Here is a 13,193-nt window from a genome sequence, read left to right on the forward strand (position 1 = left end):
AAAGCTTTGATTTCAGGGCAAAAACGCGTTGCCGGCCTAGGCAGTCATTTGCGCAAGATGGCCGGTTTTCATCCAAACCTGTACACCTTCAGCGCCAGCCGTGGCCTCAAAACGGCAACCCGGCGGCAGCCGAAGCCAGTCCCAGCGCGTGAACGCTTCATCGTTTTCGCTAAAGCTGCCATGCACCACAAATACCTCCACGCCGCCAGCGGCATCCAGGCTGATCGCCTGCCCCGGCGCCCAGGTTTGCAAGGTCACCGTTTCAACACTGTCCTGGAACAGTTCTTGCTGCGCCGCATTGCCCGAGATCCGGGTTTTCACTTCGGTTCGGTCGGCTGGATCGAACTGGTGCAGTTTTACCAGGATCACCGCCCCTTCTGCCGCAGCAGGTGTGTGGCTGGTGGTCGGCGGGTTCCGGATGTAGGAGCCTTTGGGGAAATCCCCGTGTTCGTCCTGAAACACACCGTCCAGCACCAAAAATTCCTCGCCGCCGTCATGCACATGCGGTGCAAAGGCAGAGCCCGGTGCAAACCGGACGATGGTGGTGGCGCGGGCCACTTCTTCGCCAATGCGGTCCAGCATCTTGCGCTCGACCCCAGGCGCCGGGCTTGCCACCCAAGGTGTTTCATCGAAATGCACCGCGGCCCGTTTGGTGAAATCGGCGTTGATCCGCATGTCGCTCTCCCCTGGCTCTGCGCCTTGGAATGTGGCGTCCGGCACGGCCCATGGGAAGAGCGCTCACGAAACCGTGTGACGCATCGCGTCAAGCGGGCAGTACTGCCGTAGCTTCGATTTCCACTTTTGCCTCATCCTCGACCAGAGCGGAAACAACCACCATGGTCATGGCCGGAAAGTGATAGCCCATAATTGCGCGGTAGGCTTTTCCGACTTCTGCCTGATGGGCAAGATATTCGGCCTTGTCGGTCACAAACCATGTGAGCCGGGTGATATCCTGCGCGGACCCGCCTGCGGCTTCGACCACCTCCAGAATATTCTGCAGCGCCTGGCTCATCTGGCCGATGAAATCCTGCGCCTCGAACACCTGATCCGCGGTCCAGCCGATCTGGCCGCCGACAAACAGCAGCTTGCCCTCGGCCACCATACCGTTGGCATAACCTTTGGCGGGCTTCCACCCTTCGGGATGCACGCTGATGGCTGGCATGATGAGGCTCCTTTGCTGATGCGGCCTGCCAGCGACCATACCGTTGCCACGGTATTTATTTCAAGCTTAAAACTTATCACGCTGAAGCTCATCACCCGAGGGCCATTGGCCGCACGGGCAGACGCCCGCACAGCCAAGGTCCCATTTACAGCAGCACGCCGTAATCTTCCTGTGCAAACAGTGGGGCTGCCCCTGCATCAGCCTCATCCAGGCCGCCGACCAGGATGGTCACCGACGCCTCGGAAGTGCCGCCCTGCCCATCGGAGATCGTGTAGGTAAAGCTGTCTTCCAGCACCTCACCGTCAGAGAGCGATTGGATGCCGCCGGCAGCGGTCGGATCGTAAAACAGGGTATCCGTTTCCGCATCATAGGACACCACAGCACCGTATTCACTGGTACTGGCAGCAAGAGCAAAGGTCAGAGCATCTGCATCCGGATCGCTGTCATTGGCCAGCAGATCAAGCACTGCAATTTCAGCGACTTCATCTTCAAAACCATAAGGCAGCTCGACGGGGGAGCCATCGCCTTCGAACACAGTGTACTTTACCGAGTCACCACTATGGTTATCCCCCCAGGTGATGATGAACCGCCCGCCCTCAAGCGCCTCAATTTCGTAATAGCTTTGCGTACCCATGGTTTGCTGGTTGACCACGAATTCATCACCTTGCGGTTCGCCTTCCGAACTGAAAACCCGCGCCCAAACACCTGGATTCCTGGCCCATGCACCCGCTGCCGGATCGCCGTCTCCCGGTGCGCCCCAGACAAAAACGAAATTGCTATCATCAAGCCACGCAACTTTTGGAGGGTTGTTGCCGGGCCCGCCGGCCGCATCCTGATGCACCTGGAATTCATCGACCAGAACCTTTCCCTCCTGGTCGATGATTTTTGCAAAATAGGCAGTACTGCCGGAAACATCCGGGTCATAGAACTTCCAAACAACTAGCAACTGCCCGTCCGGCCCTTCCGTTATATCCGGGAAACTGTCCAGCTGGCCCGCGGGCTTCGTGACATCAAATTCAGCAGCAGCGGTGTTGCCGGTTTTGTCGAACAATTGAACCTTGATCGTATCTGAACCTCCGGAACGGTAATAAGGCTCATAGTCTGGCTGAGACCAAGCAACTGCATACCCGCCGCTTTCAAGAGCGATCACCGAAGGAACGCTGGGGGCGCCAATATCAGGTAGATTGTAAACAATCTCGTCCCCGATTTTTCTGCCGTTGTTGTCAAACAAAGCTATGCGGAAATCGGTCTCCTGAGCATAAGCCGTCCAAACTGCGACGAAGCCGCCGCCTTTCAGTGCGGTTATGTCTACATCTTTGACAGCTTCATCAGCGGCGTCATTGACCACCAATTCCTGAGTTACTGCGTTGCCTTCTTTGTCAAAAATACGGATCGGAAACTCACTTTTGGCATCATCGGCGTCGTAATTGCTGCGCCACCCGATCACAATATTGCCATCGCTAAGAACTGTGACTTCGGGATCGACCTGATAACTCTCAGTGAAACTGTTCACTAGGAACGTTTCAGCAATTACACTGCCGTCGGCATCATAGATTTTGGCCCAAATATCCGATCTTTCATCGGTTCCAATGGCCTTATGCGCCTGCCAGACAACAACATAGCCCCCGTCCTTCATCCCGGCCACGGTTGTCCCCCAAGGAAGAATGGCCCCTGCCCCTTGGACAGTCCATTCAGGCGAAGGAGTATAGCCGCCGAAAGGTTTCAGGCCGCCGTTCAGGTAGTCGTCACCTGCGACAGGCACATCATTTTCACCAGTGAGGGCCACGTTTACTGTGGCCTGAGAACGGTTCCCAAAGGCATCTATTACGTAGTAGGTGAAGCTGTCCTCGAAGACATCCCCCTCTTTCAGGCCTTGCAGCAGGTCCTCGGCGTTGTAGGTGACGATGCCGCCGTCGAAGTCCACCCGAAGACCGCCGGCGCTCACGTCATCGACGCGAACGCGGGAGGTACCGGCGAGCGATTCTCCGTCGTTCTCCAGCAGAGTTTCCAGCGATATTGCAAGCGGGCCTTCGCCTTCTGCCGTGATCTGATCATCCTGCAGTTGCAACCCGGCTGGCGCATTCAGATCTAGGAGAAGCCCGTCTTCTTCAAACAAAAGCGCCTCGACCCCAAGAAGCGTGTCAGTCCCCTGGTCCCCCTCGCTGCCCGCGCGCGACGTGATACACGCCTTGCCGCGGCCGCCGTTGTAGCGGCTCAGATCAAGGTCATAGTCCTGAAAGCTGCCGCTCAGCACCACGGTGTCATAACCACGGCCGGCGTTGATATAGTCATCGCCCGCGCCGCTGCTGATCCTGTCATCCCCGTTGCCGGTCTGGATCCGGTCATTGCCACCGCCGGTAGAAATTTCATTACTGCCGTTCCCGGTTTTGATGCTGTCGGCGCCGTCCCCGGTTTCAATTGCATTTTGCCCGTGCCCAACCTTGATCTTGTTGTTGCCGCCAAGTGACGTGATCGTGTTGTTGCCGTCACCAAGCTGGATTGCATCCTTGCCGGCACCAGTCTGAACTGTGTTGTTGCCGTGATCCGCTTTGACCGCATTGTCACCGCCGCCTGCGTCAATCATGTTATCGCCGTCACCGGCCCTGAGATTGTCCTTTCCGGTACCGGTTTCGACAATATTGCTGCCATCGCCCAGTTTGACGCGGTTGTTCCCGTCCCCTGCATGAATACGGTTGTTGCCGTCGCCAGCCTGGATAACATCGTTCAATCCAGCGGTAGTGATCTCGTTATCGCCGCCGCCAGCCTTGATCTGGGCGCTTCCATCCTGCACCTGCAAAACGTTGTTGCCATCGCCAGCCGAGATTTTGTTGGTGCCGCCAAGATCCGTGACAGAGTTGTCTCCATCCCCAAGCCGAATATCATCACGGCCGGATCCTGCCTGCACAGAGTTGCTGCCATCACCCAGCTTTATGCTGTTGTTCCCGCCGCCGGCTTGAACCTGATTGTCGCCGTCGCCGGCCTGGATGGCATCGTTCTGAGCTGCAGTGCTGATCTGGTTGTCACCGCTGCCGGCCTTGATCTGTGCGCTCCCGTCCAGCAGCTGGAAAACGTTATTGCCATCGCCGGCCGTGATTCTGTTCGCGCCCCCGGCAACGGTGATACTGTTGTTGCCTTCGCCGGTTTGGATCCTGTCTTTGCCGGCCCCTGTGGCAATCTGGTTATCCCCGTCGCCCGTGGTGACGGAGTTGTTGCCGGCCCCTGCATCAATAGTGTTGCTGCCATCGCCGGCAAGGATTTTGTCGTCGCCGCTGCCGGCCGAAATCTGCGAATTGCCGTCGCCGGTACTGATGCCGTTGCGACCGTCGCCGGCTGCTATCGCATTGGCGCCATCGCCAACCAGGATGCGGTCGCTTCCAGCACCCGCCGAGATCCGGTTGCTGCCATCCCCAGTGGTGATCCTGTTGCTCCCGTCACCAGCATCTATAGCATTGTCACCGTCCCCGACGATGATCTTGTCAGCATCCTTGCCGGTCTCAATTGAATTGTTGCCGTCGCCGGCCATGATCGTGTTTTTTCCATCCCCGGCGGAAATACGGCTGGTGCCGTCCTCAACAATAATCTTGTCGTGGCCGCTGCCAGCGGTGATCTTGTTAACGCTGTCCGACAGATCGCTTGCAGTAATTTTGTTGTTGCCGCTGCCGGCATTGATCACATTGCTGCCAGCCCCGACAATGGCGTCATTGCCGCTGCCTGTACCGATCCGGTTGCCGCCGTCGCCGGCATTGATCTTGTTCTTGCCGCCGCCTGCGTTGATCTCATTGGCGCCATCTCCAACGAGAATTTGATCGTTGCCATCAGCCGCTTCGATCTCGTTGTTGCCATCTCCGGCAAGGATTTTGTTGTCGCCGGCGCCCGCCAGAATAACGTAATGCTCGTCGTCTACCAGAATCCGGTCGCCCCCGCTGGTGCCGGTAATACTTTTTGCTGTTCATAATTCCACTCTGAAGCTACCCGGCTGTGACGCTATCCGGCCAGCCCTTTCGAGAGTGTTAAGGAAAAGTGTTCAATTCTATACAACCAAGGACTGCAAGCCGGCAATTGAAATGGCAAGTCTATCCAAAGATAGGATCGCCCGTGCTCAGATACTTGTCTTCTTAAAGATCGCTTCGGGAATGTTACGGATAATCAGCATGATCAGCTGCCAAACAGGCCGCACATACACAACATTCCGGCCTTTGGATGCGGCGGCGGTGATGGCTTTTGCCACCTCTTCAGGCTGAGCAGTCAGCTTGGCCGGCAAGTCCATGCCTTCGGTCATTTGCGTGGCGACAAACCCCGGCAGCACGGTGACAACATGAACGCCTTTGCGGGCCAGCCGGTTGCGAAGCCCGGATAGGAATGCGGTAAAGCCGGCCTTGGCCGACCCGTAGACGTAATTGGACGCTCTGCCGCGCTCGCCAGCGACTGAACTGATGCCAACCAGCGTGCCGGTTCCGCGCTGCTCAAAACGGTTGGCGAGGACCGTCAGAATGCTCGCCGGGCCCTCAAAATTACTCCGCAGCACCTGGGCTGCTTGATGGGGCGTCTGTTCGCTTTCCGCCTGATCGCCCATATACCCGACGGCGCAAACGGCTATGCCCGGCAGCTCAGGCAGTGCGTCGGCAAAAACCTCGTGATCTTCCAGCGCCAGCGCATCGAAATCATGCAGGCTCACCGGCACGCCATGGCGCAGTTCAAGATCCGTTTTTTCAGCCCCGAGCGTGTCCGCCCGGCGGGCGGCAAGCTGCACTGGATGCCCTTGTGCGGCAAAGGCATGGGCCACGGCCAGGCCGATGTCCGAACGGGCGCCAAGGATCAGAACTGGGGGTTTTGTCATAGCGAAAGCCTTTGCGATTGTGCGGACTGAAAGGACGGGTGCAGCCCGGAGGATTGCCGCATTCCGGTGAAGCCCGCAGCCCTGGGGTCCGCCGCGCGCAAGGTGTCCGCGCGCATCCGGCTGTCCTTGGCCAGGTAGAACCGGCCGCCATGGGCGATGGTGGTCCGGTCCAGTTCCTCCATCAGCGCCAGGCTGCGGCGATTGACAGGGAAATCCAGCGCCAGCGTGTAGCCTTCCATCGGGAAGGAGAACGGGCTGTCCTGCGGTCCCAGCCGCTTGAGCACCGCCAGAAAAGACCCCTGCCCGGCAGCCGAGATCGCCTGCAGCAGCCTGCGCAGGCCGGGCCGGGCGCTGTCGAGCGGCAGCACACATTGAAACTGGGCAAAGCCCTTGCGCCCGTAAATCCGGTTCCAGCCAAGCAATGCATCAAGCGGGAAAAAGTAGCGGTTCCAGTCGGTAATCAGCAACCCGGCCTTTCGGGCGCCTGCCCAGTAGTAGGCGGAATTGAAGGCCCGGACACTGAAGCGGTTCAACAGAAAGGAGGGAAACACCGGCGGCACCTGCCGGGTCTTTGCACTGGCGATGGCATAGGGGGTGGCCGCCTGTTGCGCGCTCAGGTCCTGCAACTCCGCATGTTCACCCAGCATAACCAGCGAGCGGCCCAGCGTGCTGCCTTCCGACAGGCAATCGATCCACGCCACCGAATAGGTTGCGCTGGCCGACCGCTCGAAGATTTCGATTGCGGCATCCAGATTTGCAGCCGGCTGTGTCTGCTGCCGGATCCAGGCCGACGGCACCGCCCGCAGTCTGATCGCGGCCCTGACAATGATCCCGGTGAGCCCCATGCCGCCAGCAGTCCAGCCGAACAATTCTCTGTTCTCCTGCGCCGAACAACGGCGCAGCATACCGTCCGGCCCCATGACATCCACCCAATCCAGGCAATTGCGGAAACTGCCCTCCTTATGGTGGTTCTTACCATGCACATCCGCCGCGATCGCTCCGCCAAGGGTCACAAACTTGGTGCCGGGCACCACTGCCGGAAACCAGCCGCGCGGCAGGAAGGCCGAGATGATATCGCCCAGCAACACCCCGCTTTCAGCAACCAATTGCCCGGTTCCGGCGTCAAACGAGATCATCCGGTTGAAATGCCGCATGTGCAATGTCGCCGGCAGGCCGATAGCGCTATCGCCATATGCACGGCCATTGCCGCGGGCAATGACCGAGGGGTGACCGGCGATCAGGGTTTGCAGCTCAGCCTCATTGCGGGGGGCCAGAAGCTGTGCCCGTGCCACCGGGTAGTTCCCCCAGCCTGACAGCATTGTCATTCCGTCCCCTTTGCGCCTTGAGTGAAAACGAAATGCCGGTCCAGCTGGTACTTAACCGTATAGCCTACCACCAGCCCAAGGACAGCCCCGGCCTCGCGCGCGGCATCAGTTCCCCAGGTGATCCAAAACAGCGTTTCCGTGATCCAGAACACCGCTGTGGTTGCGATACCCATCAAGGCATACAGCGAAAAGGTACGCCCCTGATGCTTGAGGCCGCTGTGCTGATCAAAGAAGATCCAGCGCTTATCCAGCAAGTATTTAACAACCAGCCCGGCCAAGGTGCCCGCTACCATGGCAGCGGTGAAATGCGCAGCACTTTCACCCAATTGCAGGACCGCGCGCTGGGTGGCGAGGTTGACCGCAGTGGCAACAACCGCAAAGGCTGTGTAGCGGACCAGAAGCTGCTGCAAGGTCATAGCGCGCCGCCCCAGACCGCAACAGCCAGTACAATCAGGCTAAACGGCAAAAACGCCAAGGTAGATTGCATCTGCATCACAGCGCCCGGCAGATACGCGGCCCGCCCCTGAAACAGCGCAATTGCCGAGGTGAACGGGCTGTTCCGATCCCGCCCGAAGACGGGCCAGGAGCTTTCATACAGGATATTGCTGCGCCGCAGAGTGCCATCCAATCCGACGGCAAGCATACCGGGCTGGCCGGTCATAAGCGATGAAACTGTCGTCAAATGAAATCAACCGAAAGATGCTTTTACTTCCGGTCCGATTTGTATCAGCACCATCACTTTTTGGCTAGGTGTCAAACTGCCCGCTGCCTGGCCCGCCTTGTCGGCCAGAACCTGCGGGGAATTTCAAACTGCACCGGATTAACCTATAAAGGCATAAAAACGTTGAGGACGGGCATGACAAATCAATCGAATCCATCCGCCAAGCCAGCCGCTCGCGCACCGGCCAGCGCTGCTCTGCCGCGTGAGACAGCGCTGTTTGCGCTGGCGGCAGGCGTCATCATCCTGGCCTCCAGGCTGCTGGCAGCCGGCCTGCTCGACATTCGCCCCGATCCCATTCACCTGGACGGTTCCTACCAGCATCTCCCGGCGCAGCAGCTGCATGACGGTTTGCTGGATGCCCTGCTCACCCTGCACTCCCAGCCTCCGTTCTGGAATTTCCTGCTGGGGATCGCCGCCAAGGCCTGCGGTGCACAAGACGCCTGCATGATCCAGCTGATCTGGAGCAGCCACCTGGTGCTAAGCGTCCTGACCGCCGTCTGCATGTTTGCGGCGCTGCGACTGCTGGCGCAATCGCGGCGCCTGGCCTGGCTGCTGCCGTTGACCTACATTCTGTCGCCGGCCGTGTTTTATTATGAGAATTTCCTCCTCTATGCCCATTTCACCTCAGCGTTTTTTACGCTGTCCTGCCTCTGTGCCCTGCTGTTTCTGAAATCTCAGAGGACGCTCTATTTCCTGCAATTCTGCGCCTGTCTGGCGGTGCTGTCATTGACCTGGACGCTGTTCCACCCGATCTACATCTTGCTGGTGGCCGGGCTGCTGCTGTTCAAGACCGCAGCGACCCCTGCCCGTTCGGCCATCCTGGTCCTGACATTGGCAGTCACGCTGCTGCCGTCGGTGAAGAACAAGGCGGTGTTCGGCATCTTCAGCTCCGGCAGCTGGCTTGGCCTCAATGCGTCGCAAACCGCGCCTGAGCCGATCGAAGGCTGCTCGTTCAAAACATTTGCCCAAGTCCACGGGCTGATCGGCCAGCATACCGGCACAGCGCTGAATGATCCGCGGATGATCCCCTATTCCAAGACCTGCCTGAAGAAATCTCTCGAGGTCATCGCTGCCAGCCCGGTGCAATATGCCGCCGGCGTCGTGGTGCGGGCTTCCACCAGCCTGTCGCTGTGGCCGAACGAATATTTTTACCCGCCGCTGAACTGGGACCGTTTCCCAAAGATCCCCGACACCAAGCGGGTGCTGACGGCCGAGAACAAGATCATAATCGACCCCAGCATTTCACGTTTCCTGACCCTGGCGCTGAACCTGTTCGCACTGATCGCCCTGGCGGAACTGGCCCGCCGGGATCAGGACCACACACGCCGGGCCTTCTTTCAGGTGATGCTGCTGTCGGTAGTGCTGTTCCTGGGCGTGGCCCATGCGGTGAACGGGCCGGAACAGGAGCGTATGAGATACACGCTGCACCCGTTGTTCTGGGGGCTTTATGCGGTGGTGTTCCAGGAGGCCGCCCGGCGCGCAGGGCGGCTGACCCGCCGCATCCGGGTGAAGACCCTGCCGGAAACCGGCAGCTCATAATAGGCCGGATGGGCCTGCATCAGCTGGCTGGTGCCGCAAGCGGGCAACCGCCTCCGGCACCAGCAGAAATTCACGCGGGACTGCGGTCCCGCCGGGCTTACATGCCCAAAGCTTCCTTATACATTTCCAGAACCGCTTCTTCTTCGTCGATGTCGTTCTGGTCGCGCTTGCGCAGCGCAATGATCTTACGCATGACTTTGGTGTCGTAGCCGCGTGCTTTGGCTTCGGCCATCACCTCTTTCTGCTGTTCGGCGATGGTCTTCTTTTCTTCGTCCAAACGCTCGAACCGTTCGATGAACTGGCGCAGTTCGCCAGCGGTCACACGGTAGTTTTCGCTTTTTTCGTCTTCGGTGATATCCATCTGCGGCTCCGTCGGCACATGCTGTCAATTGCTGTCGGAGCAAGGGGATAGCGCCCCGCCCGCTGCGCCGCAAGCAAGGAAAGCCGCAGGGCCGCTGTAAGCGGCAAAAACCGGCGCCCGTCCCCTCGCGGCTTGCACGCAAAGCCCGGATCGGCTAGGCGCGGCGCAGCGCGAAAACCGCAGGAGCACGCATATGTTCGAACTCATCGTCTGGGCCGGAGCCGCCTTGTCCATCGCCGGTCTGCTGGGCTTGGTCTGGTGCATTGTCCGCGTCGCGCGTGCGCGCCGCCAAAAACTGGACGACGAAGCCCTGCGCGCGGTCGTGCAATCAGTGCTGCCTTACAATCTGGGCGCCTTGCTGCTGTCAGTTCTGGGACTGATGCTGGTTATGACGGGCATTTTCCTGGGCTGAAGCCTGGGCCGCCCTGCCTGACAGACCGCCTAGACCGGCATATTGTCAAACATCTCCTCAACCGCTTCTTCGCACAGTGCGGCTTCCAAGCGGCGGAAGCGGCCCGGCACCGCAGCACCCGTCTTGCGCATGTAATCCAGCAACCGGATAAACTCAGGCCGCATGGCAAGCCGGGCAGTACCGGTCTCTCCAAGAATCCGGGTTTCCAGATTCTCGACGGTGTGCAGCAGGTCTTCTTGTGTCATTGGCAGTCCTCCCTGGATCATGATGGGGTTATGCTGGTATTTCACAACAGCTGCGTGAAAGCCCGCAAAAATTAGGCGCCCGACCGCCTATTTGTGAAATTTTGCCGGCCGGTTGACGGTTTTGCAGGCGTCACGCACGCCTGCCAAGCATACTGCAGCGCAACCTTACCCTGTCTTGACACAGGTCAACCGGCTGCGATGATTTCAACGGCACCATCGGTCTACGCACCGGCATCCTTGAAACACATTCTCTAATCGATATATGATTATCCAAACTCAAGGGAGAGCAACAGATGACCCCCGCCGTCAAGGCCTTCTTCGACGAAGCCACCAACACCGTTTCTTATGTGGTGGTTGAGCCTGAGGGCTCCGCCTGTGCCATTATCGACTCTGTTCTGGACTACGACCAGGCAGCGGGCCGCACCGGCACGGCATCAGCCGATGCCATCATCGCCTGGATCAAAAAAGAAGGCCTCCGGACAGAGTGGATCCTGGAAAGCCATGTGCATGCCGACCATCTGTCTGCCGCGCCCTACCTGCAAGAACAGCTGGGTGGCAAGATCGGCATCGGCGCCCAGATCACCGTGATCCAGGACACCTTTGGCAAAATCTTTAATGAAGGCACCGAATTTCAGCGCGACGGCAGCCAGTTCGACCGCCTGTACCGCGAGGGAGACGCCTTCATGATCGGCCAGATGCGCGGCGAGGTGCTGCACACACCGGGCCACACACCCGCTTGCCTGACCTATGTGATCGGGGATGCGGCCTTTGTCGGCGACACGCTGTTCATGCCGGATTTCGGCACCGCCCGCTGCGACTTTCCCGGCGGGTCTTCCACCGATTTATATAATTCGATCCAAAAGATCCTGGCGCTGCCCAGCAACACCCGTATCTTTGTCGGCCATGATTACAAGGCACCGGGCCGCGATGATTACGCATGGGAAACCACCGTAGGCGAACAAAGGGCGCTGAACGTGCATATCGGCGAAGGGCGCAGCATTGAGGAATTCACCCGAATGCGCGACGCCCGTGATGCGACACTGGGCATGCCGCGTCTGATCCTGCCGTCGCTGCAAGTAAACATGCGCGCAGGCCAGATGCCGGAACCGGATGATCAGGGCGATGTCTTTCTAAAGATCCCGATCAACAAGATCTGACCGAAGCAAGCGGAAGGCGATCATGGAAACGGATTGGATTTTGGGCTTGGCGGGCGGCATGCTGGTCGGGCTTGGCGGTGCCGTCTACCTTTTGGGCAACGGCCGCATCATGGGCGCCAGCGGCATTTTGGGCGGATTGCTGGATGGCAGCGGGCAGAGCACCGCAGGGGAAAGACTCGCCTTCATCACAGGTGTGATTGCCATGCCGTTGCTGATGGGCCTGCTGGCAGGCACACCGGAAACCCAAGTCACCAGCAGCGCCACCGTGCTGATCATTGCGGGATTGCTGGTTGGCCTTGGCACGCGGATGGCCAACGGCTGCACGTCCGGTCACGGGGTGTGCGGTGTTTCCCGGCTGTCCTTGCGTGGCATCGCCGCGGCGGCGGCATTCATGCTGGCAGGTATCCTGACGCTGGCAGTTCTGCGCCAGGTTATGGGAGTGATCTGATGCTTCGGATTCTTCTGGCGCTGATTGCAGGCAGCCTGTTTGGCGCCGGGCTAATGCTGTCAGGCATGACTGACACCGCCAAAGTACAAGGGTGGCTGGATGTTTTTGGCCGCTGGGATCCCACACTGGGCTTTGTTATGGGCGGTGCGCTGCTGCCGATGGCACTGGCCTGGCGGCTGGCAGAGGGACGCCAGCCTGCCGCTGGGGGCAGCTTCCCCGCCCTGCCGCGCGCCGGGCTGGACCGGCGGCTGATCCTTGGATCCATTCTGTTCGGCGCGGGATGGGGCCTGGCGGGGCTCTGCCCCGGTCCTGCAATGGCCTCGCTCAGCTATAACGGCTGGCAGGGCGCGCTGTTCCTGGCGGCAATGGCCTGCGGCATGATAGCCGCTCCCAGGCTCAGCCGGCATCTGGACCGGCGCGCCGCAAACGCGTAAAGACTCGGGATATGGATGCACGCGTTATTACCCCCCGCTATTCGGTCTCGCCGCAGATCTCGGCTGAGGACTTGCCCGCCATTGCCGACGCCGGCTTTAAAACGGTGATCTGCAACAGACCGGACGCGGAAGTCCCGCCCAGCCATCAGGCTGAGGCGATCCGCGCAGCCGCCGAAGCCGCCGGGCTGCGGTTCGAGGTTCTGCCGCTCACCCATCAGACCATGACACCCGAGAATGCAGCCCGCCAGCGGGAGCTGTATGAAGGCTGCGAAGGCCCGGTGCTGGCCTATTGCGCGTCCGGAACCCGCTGTTCGGTGGTCTGGGCGCTCAGCCAGGCCTGCGATATGTGCGCCGATGACATTCTGCTGAAAACCGCAGCCGCCGGCTATCAGCTGGACGGGTTGCGGCCAGCACTGGATTCCCTGGCGGGAAATTAACCCTGTGAAAACTCTGCCTGCGTCGAATGTTGCTGGCAGCAGCCAAACCTTTGGCCGACGCGGGAAACCCGGATCTGACCAATACTGATCACCCCAGGCCGGAACCCAATGCGTC

15 protein-coding genes and 1 pseudogene are annotated in these 13,193 nt (G+C 59.6%); 6 read left to right on the forward strand and 10 right to left on the reverse strand.

Annotation, left to right across the window (positions count from 1 at the left end; genetic code table 11):
- Window positions 1–36: 36 nt before the first annotated feature.
- The 8 genes and pseudogenes from K3724_RS10970 to K3724_RS11010 form a co-directional block, all read right to left on the reverse strand.
- Window positions 37–675, reverse strand: coding sequence for a cupin domain-containing protein (locus tag K3724_RS10970; RefSeq protein ID WP_259984712.1), 639 nt, complete (start codon window positions 673–675; stop codon window positions 37–39).
- Between the two features lie 88 nt (window positions 676–763).
- Window positions 764–1,162, reverse strand: a complete 399-nt coding sequence (locus K3724_RS10975) for a RidA family protein (RefSeq protein WP_259984714.1) — start codon at window positions 1,160–1,162, stop codon at window positions 764–766.
- 145 nt (window positions 1,163–1,307) lie between these two features.
- The gene (locus K3724_RS10980) at window positions 1,308–3,746 is read right to left on the reverse strand and encodes an Ig-like domain-containing protein (RefSeq protein WP_259984716.1); all 2,439 of its coding nucleotides are present in this window, start codon (window positions 3,744–3,746) and stop codon (window positions 1,308–1,310) included.
- A 93-nt stretch (window positions 3,747–3,839) separates the two neighbouring features.
- Window positions 3,840–5,099, reverse strand: a pseudogene (locus K3724_RS23995) (calcium-binding protein); the annotation flags it as partial.
- 162 nt (window positions 5,100–5,261) lie between these two features.
- On the reverse strand, window positions 5,262–5,999 hold the full coding sequence (locus K3724_RS10995; RefSeq protein WP_259984722.1) for an SDR family oxidoreductase: 738 nt from the start codon (window positions 5,997–5,999) through the stop codon (window positions 5,262–5,264).
- Window positions 5,996–7,324, reverse strand: coding sequence for an FAD-binding oxidoreductase (locus K3724_RS11000; protein WP_259984723.1), 1,329 nt, complete (start codon window positions 7,322–7,324; stop codon window positions 5,996–5,998). The genes K3724_RS10995 and K3724_RS11000 overlap by 4 nt, the downstream gene beginning before the upstream one ends.
- Complete coding sequence (locus tag K3724_RS11005) at window positions 7,321–7,740, reverse strand: GtrA family protein (RefSeq protein ID WP_259984724.1); 420 nt, start codon at window positions 7,738–7,740, stop codon at window positions 7,321–7,323. The genes K3724_RS11000 and K3724_RS11005 overlap by 4 nt, the downstream gene beginning before the upstream one ends.
- Entirely contained in the window at window positions 7,737–7,985 is a 249-nt protein-coding gene (locus tag K3724_RS11010) for a hypothetical protein (protein ID WP_259984726.1), read from the reverse strand. The genes K3724_RS11005 and K3724_RS11010 overlap by 4 nt, the downstream gene beginning before the upstream one ends.
- 21 nt (window positions 7,986–8,006) lie before the next feature.
- Between K3724_RS11010 and K3724_RS11015 the strand changes: the two genes are divergently transcribed.
- A complete protein-coding gene (locus K3724_RS11015) occupies window positions 8,007–9,584 on the forward strand; it encodes a hypothetical protein (RefSeq protein WP_259984728.1) in 1,578 nt (525 codons plus the stop codon).
- 97 nt (window positions 9,585–9,681) lie between these two features.
- On the opposite strand, the gene K3724_RS11020 is transcribed toward K3724_RS11015, so the two are convergent.
- Entirely contained in the window at window positions 9,682–9,945 is a 264-nt protein-coding gene (locus K3724_RS11020; protein ID WP_024089791.1) for a DUF2312 domain-containing protein, read from the reverse strand.
- A 193-nt stretch (window positions 9,946–10,138) separates the two neighbouring features.
- Here K3724_RS11020 and K3724_RS11025 point away from each other — a divergent pair, with 193 nt between their 5' ends.
- The gene (locus K3724_RS11025) at window positions 10,139–10,357 is read left to right on the forward strand and encodes a hypothetical protein (protein ID WP_024089790.1); all 219 of its coding nucleotides are present in this window, start codon (window positions 10,139–10,141) and stop codon (window positions 10,355–10,357) included.
- Window positions 10,358–10,386: 29 nt separating this feature from the next.
- Here K3724_RS11025 and K3724_RS11030 read toward each other — a convergent pair whose 3' ends face one another.
- Complete coding sequence (locus K3724_RS11030; protein WP_259984732.1) at window positions 10,387–10,602, reverse strand: hypothetical protein; 216 nt, start codon at window positions 10,600–10,602, stop codon at window positions 10,387–10,389.
- Window positions 10,603–10,895: 293 nt separating this feature from the next.
- Between K3724_RS11030 and K3724_RS11035 the strand changes: the two genes are divergently transcribed.
- Genes K3724_RS11035 through K3724_RS11050 form a run of 4 tightly spaced genes read left to right on the forward strand, consistent with a single transcriptional unit; the run spans window position 10,896 to window position 13,078 of the window.
- Entirely contained in the window at window positions 10,896–11,759 is an 864-nt protein-coding gene (locus K3724_RS11035; RefSeq protein WP_259984734.1) for an MBL fold metallo-hydrolase, read from the forward strand.
- A 22-nt stretch (window positions 11,760–11,781) separates the two neighbouring features.
- A complete protein-coding gene (locus K3724_RS11040) occupies window positions 11,782–12,207 on the forward strand; it encodes a YeeE/YedE family protein (protein ID WP_259984736.1) in 426 nt (141 codons plus the stop codon).
- The gene (locus tag K3724_RS11045; protein ID WP_259984738.1) at window positions 12,207–12,641 is read left to right on the forward strand and encodes a DUF6691 family protein; all 435 of its coding nucleotides are present in this window, start codon (window positions 12,207–12,209) and stop codon (window positions 12,639–12,641) included. Before K3724_RS11040 ends, K3724_RS11045 begins: the two co-directional genes overlap by 1 nt.
- 11 nt (window positions 12,642–12,652) lie before the next feature.
- Window positions 12,653–13,078 carry a TIGR01244 family sulfur transferase gene (locus K3724_RS11050; protein ID WP_259984740.1) on the forward strand — a complete coding sequence of 142 codons (426 nt, stop codon included), beginning with the start codon at window positions 12,653–12,655 and terminating at the stop codon, window positions 13,076–13,078.
- Window positions 13,079–13,193 lie beyond the last annotated feature (115 nt).

The sequence above is a fragment of the Leisingera sp. M658 genome (assembly GCF_025144145.1).
Classification (GTDB): domain Bacteria; phylum Pseudomonadota; class Alphaproteobacteria; order Rhodobacterales; family Rhodobacteraceae; genus Leisingera.